20 protein-coding genes are annotated in these 16339 nt (G+C 65.4%); 14 read left to right on the forward strand and 6 right to left on the reverse strand.

Annotated features, from left to right (window positions below):
- Positions 1 to 106 precede the first annotated feature (106 nt).
- Positions 107 to 1141: a TRAP transporter substrate-binding protein DctP gene (gene dctP, locus WD767_13415; GenBank protein MEX2617089.1), complete on the reverse strand. Its 1035-nt coding sequence runs from the start codon at positions 1139 to 1141 to the stop codon at positions 107 to 109.
- A 334-nt stretch (positions 1142 to 1475) separates the two neighbouring features.
- Between dctP and asnB the strand changes: the two genes are divergently transcribed.
- From asnB to WD767_13440, 5 genes are read left to right on the forward strand one after another with little or no spacing between them, the layout of a single operon-like run.
- Positions 1476 to 3410, forward strand: a complete 1935-nt coding sequence (asnB, locus tag WD767_13420; protein ID MEX2617090.1) for an asparagine synthase (glutamine-hydrolyzing) — start codon at positions 1476 to 1478, stop codon at positions 3408 to 3410.
- Positions 3407 to 4579: a glycosyltransferase family 4 protein gene (locus WD767_13425; GenBank protein ID MEX2617091.1), complete on the forward strand. Its 1173-nt coding sequence runs from the start codon at positions 3407 to 3409 to the stop codon at positions 4577 to 4579. The genes asnB and WD767_13425 overlap by 4 nt, the downstream gene beginning before the upstream one ends.
- Positions 4580 to 4624: 45 nt before the next feature.
- Positions 4625 to 4900, forward strand: coding sequence for a type II toxin-antitoxin system ParD family antitoxin (locus WD767_13430; protein MEX2617092.1), 276 nt, complete (start codon positions 4625 to 4627; stop codon positions 4898 to 4900).
- On the forward strand, positions 4897 to 5235 hold the full coding sequence (locus tag WD767_13435) for a type II toxin-antitoxin system RelE/ParE family toxin (GenBank protein MEX2617093.1): 339 nt from the start codon (positions 4897 to 4899) through the stop codon (positions 5233 to 5235). Before WD767_13430 ends, WD767_13435 begins: the two co-directional genes overlap by 4 nt.
- A gap of 34 nt (positions 5236 to 5269) precedes the next feature.
- Entirely contained in the window at positions 5270 to 6892 is a 1623-nt protein-coding gene (locus tag WD767_13440; protein ID MEX2617094.1) for a thiamine pyrophosphate-dependent enzyme, read from the forward strand.
- A 64-nt stretch (positions 6893 to 6956) separates the two neighbouring features.
- Here the strand turns inward: WD767_13440 and WD767_13445 are convergent, their stop codons facing one another.
- Complete coding sequence (locus WD767_13445) at positions 6957 to 7859, reverse strand: NAD(P)-dependent oxidoreductase (protein MEX2617095.1); 903 nt, start codon at positions 7857 to 7859, stop codon at positions 6957 to 6959.
- A 262-nt stretch (positions 7860 to 8121) separates the two neighbouring features.
- Here WD767_13445 and WD767_13450 point away from each other — a divergent pair, with 262 nt between their 5' ends.
- Together WD767_13450 and WD767_13455 are read left to right on the forward strand one after the other, a co-directional pair.
- Positions 8122 to 8274 (forward strand): hypothetical protein, encoded by a 153-nt coding sequence (locus WD767_13450; protein MEX2617096.1) that lies wholly within the window; start codon positions 8122 to 8124, stop codon positions 8272 to 8274.
- A 99-nt stretch (positions 8275 to 8373) separates the two neighbouring features.
- Positions 8374 to 8745 carry a Rap1a/Tai family immunity protein gene (locus tag WD767_13455; protein MEX2617097.1) on the forward strand — a complete coding sequence of 124 codons (372 nt, stop codon included), beginning with the start codon at positions 8374 to 8376 and terminating at the stop codon, positions 8743 to 8745.
- A 22-nt stretch (positions 8746 to 8767) separates the two neighbouring features.
- Here WD767_13455 and WD767_13460 read toward each other — a convergent pair whose 3' ends face one another.
- Complete coding sequence (locus WD767_13460) at positions 8768 to 9580, reverse strand: enoyl-CoA hydratase/isomerase family protein (protein MEX2617098.1); 813 nt, start codon at positions 9578 to 9580, stop codon at positions 8768 to 8770.
- Positions 9581 to 9677: 97 nt separating this feature from the next.
- Between WD767_13460 and WD767_13465 the strand changes: the two genes are divergently transcribed.
- Together WD767_13465 and WD767_13470 are read left to right on the forward strand one after the other, a co-directional pair.
- On the forward strand, positions 9678 to 10583 hold the full coding sequence (locus tag WD767_13465) for an SDR family NAD(P)-dependent oxidoreductase (protein ID MEX2617099.1): 906 nt from the start codon (positions 9678 to 9680) through the stop codon (positions 10581 to 10583).
- A gap of 15 nt (positions 10584 to 10598) precedes the next feature.
- Positions 10599 to 11141: an MOSC domain-containing protein gene (locus WD767_13470; GenBank protein MEX2617100.1), complete on the forward strand. Its 543-nt coding sequence runs from the start codon at positions 10599 to 10601 to the stop codon at positions 11139 to 11141.
- On the opposite strand, the gene WD767_13475 is transcribed toward WD767_13470, so the two are convergent.
- Positions 11138 to 11485: a RidA family protein gene (locus WD767_13475; protein ID MEX2617101.1), complete on the reverse strand. Its 348-nt coding sequence runs from the start codon at positions 11483 to 11485 to the stop codon at positions 11138 to 11140. The genes WD767_13470 and WD767_13475 overlap by 4 nt on opposite strands.
- An 88-nt stretch (positions 11486 to 11573) precedes the next feature.
- Between WD767_13475 and WD767_13480 the strand changes: the two genes are divergently transcribed.
- The 3 genes from WD767_13480 to WD767_13490 all read left to right on the forward strand — a co-directional run bounded on the left by WD767_13480 (position 11574) and on the right by WD767_13490 (position 13391).
- Complete coding sequence (locus WD767_13480) at positions 11574 to 11942, forward strand: hypothetical protein (protein ID MEX2617102.1); 369 nt, start codon at positions 11574 to 11576, stop codon at positions 11940 to 11942.
- Between the two features lie 30 nt (positions 11943 to 11972).
- Complete coding sequence (locus tag WD767_13485; GenBank protein ID MEX2617103.1) at positions 11973 to 12824, forward strand: alpha/beta hydrolase; 852 nt, start codon at positions 11973 to 11975, stop codon at positions 12822 to 12824.
- A 237-nt stretch (positions 12825 to 13061) separates the two neighbouring features.
- Positions 13062 to 13391: an endonuclease domain-containing protein gene (locus WD767_13490; protein MEX2617104.1), complete on the forward strand. Its 330-nt coding sequence runs from the start codon at positions 13062 to 13064 to the stop codon at positions 13389 to 13391.
- Positions 13392 to 13541: 150 nt separating this feature from the next.
- On the opposite strand, the gene WD767_13495 is transcribed toward WD767_13490, so the two are convergent.
- Positions 13542 to 14423: a terminase small subunit gene (locus WD767_13495; GenBank protein ID MEX2617105.1), complete on the reverse strand. Its 882-nt coding sequence runs from the start codon at positions 14421 to 14423 to the stop codon at positions 13542 to 13544.
- A gap of 81 nt (positions 14424 to 14504) precedes the next feature.
- Here WD767_13495 and WD767_13500 point away from each other — a divergent pair, with 81 nt between their 5' ends.
- Positions 14505 to 15029, forward strand: a complete 525-nt coding sequence (locus WD767_13500) for a type II toxin-antitoxin system RelE/ParE family toxin (GenBank protein ID MEX2617106.1) — start codon at positions 14505 to 14507, stop codon at positions 15027 to 15029.
- Positions 15029 to 15331 (forward strand): HigA family addiction module antitoxin, encoded by a 303-nt coding sequence (locus WD767_13505; protein ID MEX2617107.1) that lies wholly within the window; start codon positions 15029 to 15031, stop codon positions 15329 to 15331. The genes WD767_13500 and WD767_13505 overlap by 1 nt, the downstream gene beginning before the upstream one ends.
- A gap of 36 nt (positions 15332 to 15367) precedes the next feature.
- On the opposite strand, the gene WD767_13510 is transcribed toward WD767_13505, so the two are convergent.
- Positions 15368 to 16141, reverse strand: a complete 774-nt coding sequence (locus WD767_13510; GenBank protein MEX2617108.1) for a fumarylacetoacetate hydrolase family protein — start codon at positions 16139 to 16141, stop codon at positions 15368 to 15370.
- Between the last annotated feature and the right edge of the window lie 198 nt (positions 16142 to 16339).

The raw sequence follows: 16339 nt of genomic DNA on the forward strand, positions 1-16339 counted from the left end.
TGGCGAGTCGGCCGCCGCACGCCCCGAAGGGATTGCGGCGACCGGTCTTGCGCGATGTTTCGAACCGCCAGCCCCTATTGGAGGGTACGGCAATGCGGTTTGCGGATTATTTTTCGTAATTGGCCACGAGGCCCTTCACGAAATCCAGCATTTCACGGCCGGGACGACCCTTTTCTTCCTGGTCGGCGACCCACTGTTCCCAGATCTTCTCCGAGCCCCTGGCGATTTCCGCCCGGACTTCCGGCTTGATCGTCACGACTTCGAGCCGCTCTTTGAAGATCGGGATCCATTTCTCGTCCGCTTCCGCATAGGCCTTGAGCATTTCCTGCTCGCCGCGTTCCTGCGCTGCCGGCAGGGCATTGCGGACCGCTTCGGGCGCCTTGTTCCAGGCGTCGATGCTGACCCCCTGGAAGCACATAAAACCGCTCATACCCAAGCCTTCGGTCACGTATTTGGAAACTTCATACATCTTGTAGGAACCGAACGCATAGGAATAGGGGAAGCCGAAACTGTCGATCGTCCCGCGATCCAGCGCCGTATAGCCTTCGGGAGCGGTCACCATTGTCGGTACGGCGCCGAACACCTGCAACGCCTGTGCGTTCAGGCCTGAAATACGCATTTTCACGCCCTTCATGTCGGCCGTGGTTTCGATTCGCCTGTTGCCCATGAATTCGTAACCGGGAAGGAATTGAGGTCCGAGATACATGGAGTTCCAGCGGTCCTTCAATTCGGCGACGATCAGCGGATGCGCCATTACCGCCTTCTGAACCTTGGCGCTGGCCTCCGTATCACGCGGCGCGAGGAATGGCAGTTCCATTACTGAAAGTAGCGGATACTTGTTCGGGTAATATCCGACGCAATGTGCGCCTGCTTCGTACGCGCCAATCTTGACGTTTTCGGGAATCTGCTTTTCTGGGCCAAGCGCCGAGGCATAATGGATCTTCATTTCAAACGTGCCGGCGCCGGCCTTGCCGAGGTCTTCCTGGATGACTTCCATGCCCTTGGTCATCGCACGCTTGCCGCCGAAGACGTTGAAGTTCCAGATTGTTTCTGCACCGGCTTCGGTTGCTGCGCCTATCCCTGCCGCAATCACGGCCATGGCGAGAACCGAGCCCAGAGTCATTTTACCGTAAATACGCATATTCATTTTTATCCTTATGTTTGAGAGACCGCCGTTCGGGAAAATTCCCCGCCTGCGACATTTTCGCGCACCGATTCAGTAACATGGCGCTTCTTGTGCCGTCAAAGGAAGCAACCCGCGGTACAGGGGCGCCGACCCGTTGTGATAGCCCTGCAAGGTAAAGTCTGTTTTTTCGCCGGCGATCTCCAGCGCTTTCCCGCCTTCCCCCGCCCCGCTATAGCACCTTCAAATGGTTGTTGCGGATCGCCAAAGGCGATTCCAACCAACCATGATCTGATCTAGTATGCGACGAACGCCGCCGCCTTCCCCCCTGCCCGGCGGCAGCGGAGTTTCCATGTGCGGCATTGCCGGTTTTATCGACCTGAAGGGCCAGACCGGCGGCGGCGTGCTGGACAGCGAGGCGCGCGCCATGGCATCGGCCATGGTGCATCGCGGGCCCGACAGCGACGGCTTGTGGCGCGATGACGAAGCCGGGGTCGCCTTCGCCTTCCGGCGCCTGGCGATCATCGACGTGACCGATACGGGCAGCCAGCCGATGGTCTCCGCCAATGGCCGCTTTGTCATCGTGTATAATGGCGAGGCCTATAATTTCCCGGCCCTGCGGCGCGAACTGGAAGCGACCGGGATAAACTTTCGCGGCGGTTCCGATACGGAGGTGCTGCTGGAAGGCTTCGCGCTGTGGGGCGTCCCGGCAACGGTGAAGCGGGTGGTCGGCATGTTCGCCTTCGCACTGTGGGACCGGGCGGAAAGGCGGATCTGGCTCGGCCGCGACCGGCTGGGCATCAAGCCGCTGTATTACGGGCTGGTCGACGGGCTGTTCCTGTTCGGCTCGGAACTGAAGGCGCTGCGCGCGAAATCCGGCTGGCGACCGGTGCTGGACCGCGATGCGCTGGCATCCTACGCCCGGTTCAACTATGTCCCCGCACCCCGGACCATCTACCGGGGCATCCGCAAGCTGGAAGCGGGCACGCTGCTGTCCTTCCGCGCCGGGGGCGAACCGGAAATCAGCCGCTACTGGGACCTCGCCGGGATCGCCGCCCGGCCGAAGCGGGACATCTCGGACGGCGACGCCATTGCCGAAGCCGAGACGCTGCTGCGCGAGGCGGTGTCGATGCGGATGGTCGCCGATGTGCCGCTGGGCGCGCTGCTGTCGGGCGGGGTCGATTCCGCCAGCGTCGTGGCCCTGATGCAGCAGGCGAGCGACCGGCCGGTAAAGACCTTCACCATCGGCTTCGACGAAGCCGGATTCGATGAATCCGCCCATGCAAGCGCGGTGGCGAAACATCTCGGCACCGACCATACGGAAGTCATGCTGTCGCCGGACCGGGCGCGGGACCTCGTGCCCCGGCTGGCCGACTGGTATGACGAACCCTTCGCGGATTCCTCCGCCCTGCCGACCCGGCTGGTCTCCCAGATCGCGCAGCGGCATGTCACGGTCGCGCTGAGCGGCGATGGCGGCGACGAGGTTTTCCTCGGCTATAACCGCTACCGGACGGCGGCTTCGGCCTGGCGGCGCAGCCGCGCCCTGCCCGGCCCGCTGCGCAAACTGGCCGCCTGCGCCCTGCAATCCGTGCCGACCGGGGCCTGGGACGGCATGGCGAACCTGCTGCCCGCGTCGCGCCGGCCCGGCCTGCCCGGCGACAAGATGCACAAGCTGGCGGGCCTGCTGCGCGCCGGAAATTCCGATGCCGCCTATCGCGGTCTGGTCAGCCACTGGACCGATCCGGACGCGCTGGTGACGGGCGGGCGCGAACAGACATCCGCGGCATGGGAAGCCGCACAAGCGATCCCGGATTTCTCCGAGCGCATGGCCTTCCTCGACAGCATGACCTATCTGCCGGACGACATATTGCACAAGGTCGACCGGGCCAGCATGTCGGTCAGCCTCGAGGCGCGGGTGCCGCTGCTGGACCACCGGCTCGTCGAATTCGCCTGGTCGCTGCCGCGGCACATGCGGCTGCGCGACGGGCAGGGCAAATGGCTGCTGCGTCAGGTGCTGTACCGCCATGTCCCGCGCGAGATCGTCGAGCGGCCCAAGGCCGGATTCGCCGTGCCCGTCGGCGCCTGGCTGCGCGGCCCGCTACGCGACTGGGCGGAGGATCTGCTGGACGAACGCCGGCTGCGTGAGGAAGGCTGGTTCGACGCGAAACTCGTCCGCAACGCCTGGGACGATCACCTGGCCGGACGCGGCAATCACTGGCAGGCGATCTGGGGCGTCTGCATGGCGCAGGACTGGGCCGCGCGCTGGGCCGACGGCATGAGCGCATGAGCGATGCGGATGACACGGCGGACCTGACCGGAAAGAAGATTCTCTTCCTGGTCAGCGAGGACTGGTACTTCCTCTCTCACCGCCTGCCCATCGCAAGGGCGGCGCGGGATGCGGGCGCCGAGGTCGCGGTGGCGACGCGGGTGCGCGGCCGGGGCGCCGATATCGAAGCGGAGGGCTTCCGGCTGGTCCCCGTCGAACTGTCCCGCAGCGGCCGCAACCCGCTGCGGGACCTGGGCACGCTGATATCGCTGGTCCGCCTGTACCGGCGCGAGCGCCCGGACGTGGTGCATCACGTGGCGCTGAAACCGGCGCTGTATGGCAGCATCGCCGCCTGGTGGACCGGCCTGCCCGCCACCGTCAACGCCTTCGCCGGGATGGGCTTCGTGTTCATTTCCAACGGGCTGTTGGCGCGGCTGCTGCGGCCGGTGATCGCAGAACTGTTCCGCTTCCTGCTGAACCGCTCCGCCAGCCGCGTTATCGTGCAGAATCCGGATGACCGGGCGCTGTTCGCCGGCCGCATCGGCGTCGCGCCTCACCGTATCACCGTGATCCGCGGCTCCGGCGTCGATATCGACAGCTTCCGTCCGCAGCCCCAGGAACCGCCCGGCCCGCCGGTCGCCGTTTGCGTGTCGCGGATGCTTTGGGACAAGGGCATCGGCGAACTGGTCGCGGCCGCGCGGTTGCTGAAAGAACGCGGCGTCGCGATCCGCATCCGGCTGGTCGGCCCCGGCGACGACAACCCCGCCGCCATCCCGCAGGCCACGCTGGATGCATGGGCAACCGAGGGCGCGGTCGAGGTCGCGGGCCCCAGCCGCGACATCGCGGGGGAGTACGCAAAGGCCCATATCGCGGTGCTGCCGTCCTATCGCGAGGGGCTGCCGAAATCGCTGCTCGAGGCGGCGGCGGCGGGGCTGCCCATGGTCGCCACCGACGTACCCGGCTGCCGCGAGGTCTGCCGAGACGGCGAAACCGGGCTGCTGGTCCCGCCGCGCGGTATCGATCCGCTCGCCGATGCGCTGGAACTGTTGGCCACGGATGCCGGCATGCGCCGCCGATTCGGCAATGCCGCCCGCCACGCCGCCGAAACCGAATTCGCCGAAGCCATCGTGGTCGCGCAGACGCTTGCCTTGTACCGTGAACTGACCACGGGGACAAAATTATTGGCATAATATGCCATAATTGCTAGGGTAACGACGAACAACCGGGAATTTTCGATGCCGACCCGCAACATCGTTTTGACAGACCGACAGGAAGCCCTGATTGACGCGCTCGTCAGGGATGGCCGCTACCAGAATGCCAGCGAGGTGCTGCGCGACGGGTTGCGGATGCTCGAAGCCACGATATCCCGGCAGGATGCGGAACTCGAAGAAATCCGCGCTGGCATTCTGGAAAGTCTGGCGCAGGCGGAGCGCGGCGCGTTCGCCGAGGGGTCGGTCGAGGATATTTTCGACACCGCGCTGGAGTACGCAAGGCGGCGCGCCGCGACGTGAAGTCGATCCGCGTCACGCGCCGCGCCCAAGCGCAACTGGCCGATATTTTCCTGTATTCCATCGAACATTGGGGCGATTCCATCGCCGAACGATACAGGGACAGCCTGATCGCCCGGCTGCACGCGCTGGCTGCCGGGGAACCGCCGGCCGGCCGGTCCTGCGGCCTGCTGATCTCACCCGGCCGGTCGGACATCGGGCTGAAATACTTTCGCGAAGGCGGCCATTTCATCGTATACCGCGAAACGGCGGACACGCTGATCGTACTCGATTTCATTCACCAGTCGCGGAAGCTCGACGATATTATCGACCGGCTGACCAACAGCGACGACCAGTAACAACAAAACCGGAAGGAAACGCACAGTGCCGAAAATGACGGGCGGACAGGCTATCGTGGGGACGCTGACCGAGCATGGGGTCGATACGGTTTTCGGCCTGCCGGGGGTGCAGCTCGACAACACCTTCGATGCGCTCTACGAGGCGCGCAACAAGGTCCGCCTGATCCACACGCGGCACGAACAGGGCGCCGCCTATATGGCGCTGGGCTATGCCCAGGCCAGCGGCAGGGTCGGGGTGTGCATCACCGGTCCCGGACCCGGCCTGCTGAACACGGGCGCGGCGCTGTCCACGGCGGCGGCGTCCAACGTGCCGGTGCTGTGCCTCGCGGGGCAGATCCCCTCGACCCAGATCGGGCTGGGAATCGGCATGACCCATGAAATCCGCGACCAGTCCGCCGCGATGCGCGGCGTGGTCAAATGGGTCGGCCGCGCCGACAGCGCCGGCGAGGCGCCGGGCGTGATGCGCGAGGCGTTCTCGCAAATGCTGGAAACCCGCCACCAGCCGGCGGTGTTCGAGATGGCGCCGGACATCATGGGCAAGGCGGAGAACGTGACCCTGCTGCCCGCCGAAGACTATGCGATCGACCCGCCGCTGGACGAGGCCGCGCTCAACGAAGCCGCCGCCATCCTGAACGCCGCCGGCACGCCCGCCATCTTCGTCGGCAGCGGCGTCTTCGGCGCGGAAGCCGAACTGCTGCGCCTCGCCGAACTGCTGCAGGCCCCGGTCATCATGAGCCGCACCGGGCGCGGCGCGATCAGCGACCACCACCCGCTGGCCCAGACCATGATCGCCGGCCAGGAATTATGGCCCAATGTCGACGCGGCCATCGCCATCGGCACGCGGTTTGTCGCGCCCAGTATGGCCTGGGGCCGGATGGACGAGGTGAAAACGATCCGGCTGGATATCGACGCCGAACAGGCGCAGAAACCCCGCGCCGCCGATGTCACCGTGGTCGCCCGCGCGTCCGCCGGCCTCAAGGCGCTGGCCGACCGGATCGCGGCGATGGGCCGCGTCCGCCCCTCGCGATTGGACGAATACGCCGCCAACCGCGCCGCCGCGCAGGAAAAGCTCTCCGGCCTTGAACCGCAATACGGCTTCGCCCGGGCGATCCGCGACGCCCTGCCCGAGGACGGCATCGTCGTCACCGATGTGACCCAGATGGCGACCTTCCTGCAGAACTGGATGCCGGTCTACCATCCGCGCACCCTGATCACGCCCAGCTACCAGGGCACGCTCGGCTACGGCTTCGCCACCGCGCTGGGGGCGAAGGTCGGCTGCCCGGACAAAAAGGTCGTCTGCGTCTCCGGCGATGGCGGCTTCATGTACAACGTGCAGGAACTGTCCACCGCCATGGCGCACGGCATCGACCTCGTCACCATCGTCTTCAACGACAACACCTTCGGCAATGTGAAACGCTTCCAGAAGGAGCATTTCGGCGGCCGGCATATCGCGGTCGACCTGCACAATCCGGATTTCGTGGCGCTGGCCGGCACCTTCGGCATGAAGGGCGTGAAGGCCGAAACACCGGCAGCGTTACAGGCGGCGCTGGAGGACGCCTTTGCCGGCAGCGGGCCGGTGCTGATCGAGGTGCCGATCGGCGAGGTGCCGAATACCTGGGCGCTGGTCAAGCGTCCCCCTTCGGCCGCGACCAGTTAAAGCGTAAGCCCCCTCACCCCGATCCGCTCCACCCGAACAGGGCGGAGCAGGAGACGGGACCGGATCAGGAACCGCCTTTCGGCCATTCCACCGAAGCCAGCGCTTCGTAATGCTCCATGATCTGGGTGGAATCTTCCGTCGCCGACCCCTGCGCCATCGCGAAGGACCAGGCCTGCCGCGCGCCGCTGCCGACAAACATGGTGACGCCCTGCGCCTCGGCTTCCTCCAGGCACAGCCGGATGTCCTTGAACATCAGGCCCGTGCCGAAGCCGCCGTTAAATTTCCGCGTCAGCACCGAATTGGGAAATTTTGTTTCGGTCGCGGTGTTGCGGCCGCTGCTGGCGTTGAAAATATCGATCATCAGCTTCGGGTCGAGCCCGGCCTTGATGCCCAGGGTCACCGCCTCCGCCGTCACCGCCAGCGCGGTGCCGGACAGCAGGTTGTTCAGCAGCTTCATCGTCTGGCCCATGCCGATCTTGGCGCCGACATAAAAGACGTTCTTGCCGATCTTCTCCAGCATCGGGCGATGGTGGCCGTGCTCGTTATGCGGCCCCGACACCATGACCGCCAGCGTTCCCGCGACTGCACCGATCACGCCGCCGCTGACCGGGGCATCCAGCGCGACGATGCCCGCTTCGGCCAGCGCCTCGGCAACCGGGATCGACGTGCGCGGACCGGTCGTCGACAGGTCGATATAGGTCTTGATCATGCTGCCTTTGCTGAGCCCGTTTTCACCCAGCGCAACCGCCTGGACGATGGCCGGCGTCGGCAGGCAGACCAGAACCGTTTCGACCTTGTCGGCCAGGTCCTTGGGCGAAGACGCGGTCGTCGCGCCCTTGGCCACGCAGGCATCGACCGCGGCCTTGTTCGGGTCATAGACCCTCACCGCGTAGCCGCCCGCCAGCAGGTTGTTCACCATCGGGCCACCCATGTTGCCGACGCCGATAAATCCGATTTCCGTTGCCATTATGCTCCCCGTCCAAAGTTGTCGCTGTTCATGCGCGGCGGTCGATTCGATAATCCCCCGCCCCCGCCTACTCTATCGCACCATAACCATAAGCGCACGGACCCGCAGCGAAAATGGCGCTTATCCCTGCCATGCGCCTCCCGCAATGCTGCGCTGCACAAAATAATTCTCACACAAATTCCATAACTCGTATATAAAGCTGTCCTTCTGACGGTACCCAAGATTTTAAAAAAGTAATTTTACGCGCTAATTAGGATATGAGATGAGCAACAATACGAAAAAGCCGGAAGCTGACTACAGCTATCGGTCCGAAGACGACCGCCCGAAGAAGCGGACCTGCCTGAATTGCCGTGGCAACTTCACCAGCGAAGGCTGGGGAAACCGGCTCTGCGCGTCCTGCCGGTCGCGCACCTAGCCAAAACCGCCTGCAAATCGTTTAGTATCGCGCGAGTGTGGAAATATTCGCGCGTTGCTTCGTTGTGTCCGGAAGCCAGCGCGTCAGGGAGTACATGACATGCGCCGACGCCTGCTTCGCGGACTTGCCTGTTCCGCCATCGCGGCGATCCTGTCGCTGCCGCTGGCCGCCGAGGAGAATTTCGATCTCGGCGCCTGGCGGGATATCGAAAGCCGCGCCGCGCAGAACGACCCCCGCGCATCCGGATTGCGGGACGGCTATCTGGCGGGGGTCCGCGACGCGCTGCGCTTCTACAGCAAGGTCAGCGAGACCTTCCCGATCTGCTGGCCCAAGGATCATGAAATCGATATCGGGCTGATCCGCAACATTATCGGCGCCGTACAGCGCGAACATCCGGACCTGGCCAACGCCGATGACAATTTCGCCTATCTGGTCGTCCTGTCGCTCTATGACGCCTATCCCTGCCGCTGATCCATCGGTTCGGCGTGCCGGGTCATTCGCCGCCGCCCTTCCTGTCCAGCTGGTTCCAGTCGAAGGGCAGCGGTTCCTTGGCGATGAAGCGCCGCGTCGCCTCCTTGTGATAGTCGGAATGCATCGCCACGCCCTGCGCGTATGATTCCAGTTCGCCCAGCGCCTTCTGGTCCATGTGGAAGGCGTTGTTGAGGATATTCTTGGACATGCCGATGGCCTCGCGCGAGGCGTGCCGGAAGCGGCCGGCGAAAGCCGTCGCGCGGGCCATCAGGTCGGCGGATTCGTGGATTTCCTTCACGATGCCCAGCTCCTTCGCTTCGGCGGCGTCGAAGGTGCGGGCGGTGAAGATCAGGTCCTTCGCCGCCTGCAGCCCGACGATGCGCGGCAGCAGGAAGAACCCGCCCGCATCCGGCACCAGCCCGATCCGCCCGAACACGGCGCAGAACCGGGTGCGCGGCGTCGCCAGCACGAAATCCGCCGCCAGCGCCAGGTTCAGCCCCGCGCCGAAGGCCGGTCCGTCGACCGCGGCGATCACCGGCAGTTCCAGGTTGACCAGTTCCGGCAGCCAGACATGGATGTTCTGGATCCGCTTGCGCGCGTTCTGAACATTGCTGCGCTGACTGGTCATGCCCTTGATGTCGCCGCCGGCGCAGAAGGCGCCGCCAGCGCCGGTAATGATGGCCGCCTTCAGCGCCGGATCGTTGCGCATGACCATGACCGCATCGGCCAGTTCCTCGCGCATCCGGATGTCCAGCGCGTTGCGCGCCTCCGGGCGGTTGAGGGTGACCGTGGCGATTTCGTCGCGGACCTCGTATTCGATCGCTTCATAGGGCATGGCGGGGATTCCGATGTTGTGTGCGGGTGGGGGCTGGGGAATAGTGACGGCAGCGAACGGAAACGAAGTGTAGAGGATCGACATGGCCGACGGGAAGATGCTGGACGGAAAAGTTGCGGTTGTCACGGGCGCGGGGCGCGGAATCGGGCGCGGCTTCGCGATGCTGATGGCGGCGCATGGCGCGAAGGTCGTGGTCAACGATATCGGCGGCTCGGTCGCCGGCGAGGGGCAGGACAGCGGCCCGGCCTATGAGGTGGTCAACGAAATCCGCGGCGCCGGCGGCGAGGCCGTCATGAACGCCGACAGCGTCTCCGACTGGGACAGCGCCCACCGCATCGTGCAGCAGGCGGTCGACGAGTTCGGCAGGATCGACATCGTCGTCAACAATGCCGGCATCCTGCGCGACCGCATCTTCCACCGCATGACGGAGGAGGACTGGGACGGCGTCATCGATGTCCACCTCAAGGGCAGCTTCAATGTCAGCCGCGCCGCCGCCGACCATTTCCGGGCGCAGGAATCGGGCTGCTTCGTGCATATGACCTCGACCTCCGGGCTGATCGGCAATTTCGGCCAGGCCAACTATGCCGCCGCCAAGCTGGGCATCGCCGGGCTGTCGAAATCCATCGCGCTGGACATGGCGCGCTTCAACGTGCGGTCCAACTGCATCACGCCCTTCGCGTGGAGCCGCATGATCGGCTCGATCCCCCAGAACACCGAGGCGGAACGCGCCCGCGTCGCCAAGATCCAGGAGATGACGCCGGAGAAGATCGCCCCGATGGCCACATATCTGGTCAGCGACGCGGCCGCCGGGGTGACCGGCCAGATCTTCGGCGTGCGCAACAACGAGATCTTCCTGATGGGCCAGTCGCGGCCGATCCGTTCGGTGCATCGCGGCGAGGGCTGGACGCCCGAAACCATCGCCAGCCACGCCATCCCGGCGATGAAGCCGCATTTCTATGCGCTGGACCGGTCGGAAGACGTGTTCAGCTGGGACCCGATCTAGAAAGGAGAGCCAGCCATGAACGCCACGGTCACGGCGGTCAGCCGCAACGCCGAATACAGCTTCACCAAACCGAACCGGGACAGCATCACCCTGCTGGCCGGGCTGGGAGTGGAGGGCGATTCGCACCTCGGCGAAACCGTCCGCCACCAGGCCCGGGTGAAGAAGGACCCGAGCGTCCCGAACCTGCGCCAGGTCCACCTGATCCATGCCGAGCTGTTCGACGAATTGCGGGAGCAGGGTTTCGACCTCGCCCCCGGGCTGATCGGCGAGAACGTCACCACCGCCGGGATCGACCTGCTGGGCCTGCCGCGCGGCGCGAAGCTGCATCTCGGCGCCGACGCCGTCGTCGAAATCACCGGGCTGCGCAACCCCTGCTACCAGCTCGATAACCTGATGCCCGGCCTGATGAAGGCGACGCTGGGCCGCGACGCCGACGGCAACCTTGTCCGCAAGGCCGGCGTCATGAGCATCGTGCTGGCCGGCGGCGCGGTGCGGCCGGGCGACGCGATCCGCATCGAACTGCCACCCGGACCGCACAGGGCGCTCGAACCCGTTTAGCGCGCCGCCACGACCATGATCTCGATGCTCAGCTTCGGGTTGGCCAGCTTGGCCTCCACCGTCGCGCGGGCCGGCGGGTTGGCCGGGTCGATCCACTTCACCCAGATTTCGTTCATCGCCGCCCAGGTGCCGATATCGGTCAGCCAGATCTGCGCCGACAGGATCTTCGTCTTGTCGGAACCGGCCTCGCCCAGGTAGCGGTCGATCTTGTCGAGGATCTGCTGGCACTGGCCCTGCACGTCGAGCGACGTGTCGTCGGCGGTGAGCCCCGCCAGATAGACCGTGTCGCCGTGCACGACGGCCCTGCTCATCAGCTTGTTGGTGTCGATGCGTTTGATGGCCATGATGGTATTCCCCCGTGTAAAATGATTATGCGTAATATGGATTAGTAAGCGGCGCGGGCCTTGCGGACAAGATGGAAGGATATCGGACGTGATCGAAACACTGGCGGAACGGGCGAACGCGGATGACTGGCTGGTCCATCGCGGCCGGCGGCTCACCCTGCGATTCCTGCTGGGCGTGGGAACGGCGGATTACATCGTTTCGATCCGCGACGGCCGGATCGAATCGGTGGCGCCCCGGAAACTGCCGACCGATACCGGCGCCTTCTCGATCCGCGCCGCCGGCGATGTCTGGGCCGATTTCTGGTCGGCGGAGCCGCCGCGCGACCGGCACGACATCTTCTCCATGGTCGCGGCGGGCCTCGCGACGCTGGACGGCGACCTGCTGCCGCTGATGCAGAACCTCCAGTATTTCAAGGACCTGCTGGCCGCGCCGCGCGCCGCGGCGGTGGAGGCTTAGATCATGGCCAAAGCAGGCGGAGGCAGATAAATGGTCCAGTACGAACCGATCACCGGGCGCTACTTCACCATGCGGGTCGCGGGCGAGGATTGCCGCGTCTATGTCGAGGAAGCCGGTTCCGGCATTCCGCTGGTCTGCCTGCACACGGCGGGCGCGGATGCCCGCCAGTTCCGCCACCTGCTCTGCGATTCCGCCGTGACGGACAATTACCGCGTGCTCGCCTTCGACATGCCCTGGCACGGCAAGTCCAACCCGCCGGTCGGCTACCAGAACCGCGACTACCAACTTACCACCGCCCTCTACCGCGAGACCGTCAACGCCTTCTGCCGGGCGCTGGAACTGGACCGGCCGGTGGTCATGGGCTGCTCGATGGGCGGGCGGATCGTGCTGCACCTGGCGCTGGAACAGCCGGACGATTTTCGCGCCGTCATCGCGCTGGAAGGGGCGGACCGGCTGGAGCCCTATTACGACACCGACTGGCTGCACCGCCCGGACATCCACGGCGGGGAAATCGCCGCCGCGTTTGTCTCCGGCCAGGTCGCGCCGCAAAGCCCGGACGAGTTCCGCCACGAGACCCTGTGGCATTACAAGCAGGGCGGCCCCGGCATCTTCAAGGGCGACCTGTATTTCTACTGGACCGACGGCCATTTCGACGACCGCTCGCACCGGATCGACACCAGCCGCTGCCCGGTCTACCTGATGTCCGGCGAATACGACAGCTCCTGCACCCCGGAACGCACCGAGGCCACCACGAACCGCATCCCCGGCGCGAAGGGCAAGGTGATGGCGGATATCGGCCATTTCCCGATGTCCGAAAACCCGGCCCTGTTCCGCCGCCACCTGATGCCGGTGCTGGAGGAAATCCGCAACACGGTGGGATGAAGAGGATCGTTTCGATTGGTATTTACAGGCATTTATCGGCATCGCAACCCCCGCCTCACCCCGGCCCTCTCCACCCCCGGGGGGTAGAGAGGGAGAAAATGGCGGCTTCGCCACCTTCTTTTTAGGAACCCTCTCCTCCCCGGAGGAGAGGGCAGGGTGAGGAGGGCCGCGCCATACTCGAAAATCTCCGCAACCGCTGTCATACTGCGCCCCCGCCGTTCACGATGGAGCATCCCCATGCCGCCACAGCGCCCCCGCGCCCTGCGCCGTAACGCGACGGATGCCGAGGCGCTGCTCTGGTCGCGTCTCCGCAACCGCCAGATCGGCGGCCGCAAGTTCCGGCGCCAGCATCCGGTGGGTCCCTGTATCGCCGATTTCGCCTGCCCGGAAGCCATGCTGATCGTCGAACTGGACGGCGGCCAGCACCGCCCGGAAACCGACGCCGCCCGCACCGCGTATCTGGAAGCACGGGGCTTTACGGTGCTGCGCTTCTGGAACAACGAAGCGCTGGGCAATCCCGACGGCGTGCTGGAAACGATCCTGGGCCATCTCGAAGGCAAGCCGTAACCCGCCAGCTCCCGCCTCACCCCGGCCCTCTCCACCCCCAGGGGTAGAGAGGGAGGAAATCGCGGCTTCGCCACCTTCTTTTTAGGAACCCTCTCCTCCCCGGAGGAGAGGGCAGGGTGAGGAGGGCCGCGCCGGCGCTTCAATCCGCGACTACCCTTCCAGCTTCGGCTCCTGCGTTACCGCCTCCAGCCCGTCGCCGTCGCCGGGTCCGCGCGGCCGGGGGGTGCCGTCGGGAAAATCGCGGGAGGATATACATCGGTTAACATCGCTTAACATCGCCGCCATGTTCGCCAGTTTCCGCCTGCTGTATTCCGCGTCGCGAAGCCAGCCGTCGCGGTCCCGGGATAACGCGGGCAACGGCGCGGCATTGTCGGCGGGGACGGTCCCCACCACAGGATCGGGGTCTTCCGCCGGCCCGGTTTCTCCGACCGGCGTTTCCGTGACCGGCATTTCCGTTTCCGCCGTTTCCGCCGCTACCGGCTCCGCCGTCCCGGTTTCTCCGGTCGCCGGTTCCGTGACCTCCGGTTCCGCCGCGACCGTTTCCGCCGGTTCCGCCGGTTCCGATACCGCCGCTTGCCACGCCGGCCTTGCCCGGTCCCCGGCGCCGGCGGACGGGAAGGCCCGCTCCGTCTCGGCCCTGATCTTCGCGGCAAGTTCTTCCGGGCCCCACCCGTCGGCCGGTGCCGGTTTCGCCGCCGCGCGGCCCGCGCCGCGTTCCGGCATCAACCCGGCGAGCCGCGCCTGCAGGGTCACGACGCGGACGGCGGCGTGAAGCTGTTCGCGCCGGATCGCCATCTCGCAGATCGCCTCCAGCCGGGCCAGCAGCGCATCGGTATCGCGGGCGTGCTGCCCCGCCACCTGCACGCGCCGTTCGGCGATCCGCGCCTGGACTTCCGGCCGGTCGAGCAGCCGGCTCGCCTGCACCGCCGCGCCGCTGCGCTCATACCCCGCGGCCACCGCCGCCCAGGACCCGACGCCCTGGCGCACATATTCCCGGCAGAACATCTCCTGCCGCTCGTTCAGTTCCGCCATATCCCTTGCCTCGATAAATTGTCTAAAAAAGGAATATTAGCATATTTTACGGGAAGATGCAATATTTTAGCGTTGGCCGGGATGGGCGGCGCACAGGTCGCGGATCTCAAAGAGGTCGAGAACAACACCACATCCGCTCTTACCCCGGGTATACGGGAAGGCAAGCATATTAATGGACACCCATTTAACATCGCTTTTCGAAGAACCTGCATCACGAAACATCACCGAGGGACGGCACCAAGGATAGGCAAGGGCAGGGCATTTCCCGCCAGGAAAACGTTTTTACTTGGTTACCGTACGGTTTTACCGTACAATCATGAAATGAATATCAGGAGCATCCGCCATAAAGGTCTGGAACGCTACATTGAGACAGGCGACAGCCGGGGAATCCAACACGATCTGGTGACGCGCATTCGCCGCGTGGTGACCTCCCTGGGAGCCGCATCGAGCGCCGAGACCATGCTGGGACCGCCGGGATGGCGCATTCACCAGCTTTCAGGCGACCGGACGGGAACCTGGAGCATCAGCGTTTCGGGCAATTGGCGAATTACGTTCGAAATCGAAGATGGAGACGTTTTGAATTTGGATTTGGAGGACTATCACTGATGAACGAACCCGTAAAAATCGGCATGAAGCCGTCTCATCCCGGAGAATTTATCCGGGAGGAAATTCTCAAGGAACTCGGCCTGAGCGTCACCAAGGCCGCTGAAATCCTGGGCGTGCGCCGCGCGACCCTATCGGACCTGGTCAACGAGAAGGCGTCACTCTCGCCTGAAATGGCGCTCAGGATCGAAAAGGCGTTCGGCCTGAACATGGATACGATGCTGCGGATTCAGGCCTGGCACGACACCTACACGATGCGCGAACAGGCCGACGCGATCGACGTGCAGCCCTACGAGCCCGCGTGAGAGAAGCCTGATCTGTCTTCTTAGCCTTCTTGCCCCTCACGCCCCCACAAACGTCACCGCCACCACCCCCAGCGTCCCGAAATCCGCATGGGCCGTGTCGCCCGGCTGCACCGGGTAGATCTTCGTGCAGCTGCCGGTCGAGACGATCTCCCCCGCCTTCAGCCCGTCCCGGGTCCGCTGCCGGTTGGCGAGCCAGACCAGCGCGCGGAACGGGTTGCCCATGACGCGGGCCCCCGTGCCGGCGCCGCGTTCGGTCCCGTTCACCGACAGGCGCATCGTGTGGCCGGCCAGATCGAAATCCCGCCAGTTGTCGCGGAACGTGCCGGTGACGATATGCATGCCGAAGCCGCTGTCGGCGGTCAGCGTCGCGCGGGACAGCACCTCGCCGATGGCGCCCTGGAACCTTGTGCCCGCGACCTCGATGGCCGGCGCGAGGGCGGATACCGCCGCCGCGACCTCCGCGTCGCTGTAATCGGTCGCGCGCGGCGGCAGGTCCCTGCCCAGCCGCAGGGCGAATTCGCATTCGATGGCGGGGCTGTGCGCCGGGTGCACCGGCATGTTGGCGTAGTTGGGGAAGAAGCCGCCGGCGGGGATTTTCGCCGCGCCCGGTTCGCTGGTGCCCAGCCGCTGCTGCGATTCCTGGCTGGTGCCGCCGATCTTCCAGCCGCCGCAGCGTTCGTCCAGCAGGGTCCAGACCCGGTCCTGCACCGCCTGCGCCGCCGCCATGTCGTCCGGCAGTTCCCCCGGCGCCAGCGTTACCGTATCGCCGCCGCGCCGCGCCGCAACCAGCCGTGCCGCCAGATCCGCCATGATGTCTGTCTCCCCCGTCGATTGAGCCCGGCGCGTTCCGCCGCCGCATAAGAGGGAAGCGTAGCGCATCTTCGGGCGGCAGGGGAATGGGGGGCGGGGCGGGGCGAGGCGCCCTGTTTCCAGCGGGCCGCCGTCCCTCCTCATGAGCAACCGGATACTTCATTGACATTTTGGACCGGATACATCGTTGACATGTTT

Source organism: Alphaproteobacteria bacterium, assembly GCA_040905865.1.
Taxonomy (GTDB): domain Bacteria; phylum Pseudomonadota; class Alphaproteobacteria; order UBA8366.

Bases quoted from the DNA above. Each gene is read 5' to 3' on its own strand.
- WD767_13440 (MEX2617094.1), top strand. From the start codon at position 5,270: ATGACGGGCGGACAGGCTATCGTGGGGACGCTGACCGAGCATGGGGTC.
- WD767_13510 (MEX2617108.1), bottom strand. From the start codon at position 16,141: ATGGCGGATCTGGCGGCACGGCTGGTTGCGGCGCGGCGCGGCGGCGAT.
- WD767_13450 (MEX2617096.1), top strand. From the start codon at position 8,122: ATGAGCAACAATACGAAAAAGCCGGAAGCTGACTACAGCTATCGGTCC.
- WD767_13425 (MEX2617091.1), top strand. From the start codon at position 3,407: ATGAGCGATGCGGATGACACGGCGGACCTGACCGGAAAGAAGATTCTC.
- asnB (MEX2617090.1), top strand. From the start codon at position 1,476: ATGTGCGGCATTGCCGGTTTTATCGACCTGAAGGGCCAGACCGGCGGC.
- WD767_13445 (MEX2617095.1), bottom strand. From the start codon at position 7,859: ATGGCAACGGAAATCGGATTTATCGGCGTCGGCAACATGGGTGGCCCG.
- dctP (MEX2617089.1), bottom strand. From the start codon at position 1,141: ATGCGTATTTACGGTAAAATGACTCTGGGCTCGGTTCTCGCCATGGCC.
- WD767_13505 (MEX2617107.1), top strand. From the start codon at position 15,029: ATGAACGAACCCGTAAAAATCGGCATGAAGCCGTCTCATCCCGGAGAA.
- WD767_13460 (MEX2617098.1), bottom strand. From the start codon at position 9,580: ATGCCCTATGAAGCGATCGAATACGAGGTCCGCGACGAAATCGCCACG.
- WD767_13485 (MEX2617103.1), top strand. From the start codon at position 11,973: ATGGTCCAGTACGAACCGATCACCGGGCGCTACTTCACCATGCGGGTC.
- WD767_13455 (MEX2617097.1), top strand. From the start codon at position 8,374: ATGCGCCGACGCCTGCTTCGCGGACTTGCCTGTTCCGCCATCGCGGCG.
- WD767_13500 (MEX2617106.1), top strand. From the start codon at position 14,505: ATGGGCGGCGCACAGGTCGCGGATCTCAAAGAGGTCGAGAACAACACC.
- WD767_13465 (MEX2617099.1), top strand. From the start codon at position 9,678: ATGCTGGACGGAAAAGTTGCGGTTGTCACGGGCGCGGGGCGCGGAATC.
- WD767_13430 (MEX2617092.1), top strand. From the start codon at position 4,625: ATGCCGACCCGCAACATCGTTTTGACAGACCGACAGGAAGCCCTGATT.
- WD767_13490 (MEX2617104.1), top strand. From the start codon at position 13,062: ATGCCGCCACAGCGCCCCCGCGCCCTGCGCCGTAACGCGACGGATGCC.
- WD767_13475 (MEX2617101.1), bottom strand. From the start codon at position 11,485: ATGGCCATCAAACGCATCGACACCAACAAGCTGATGAGCAGGGCCGTC.
- WD767_13470 (MEX2617100.1), top strand. From the start codon at position 10,599: ATGAACGCCACGGTCACGGCGGTCAGCCGCAACGCCGAATACAGCTTC.
- WD767_13495 (MEX2617105.1), bottom strand. From the start codon at position 14,423: ATGGCGGAACTGAACGAGCGGCAGGAGATGTTCTGCCGGGAATATGTG.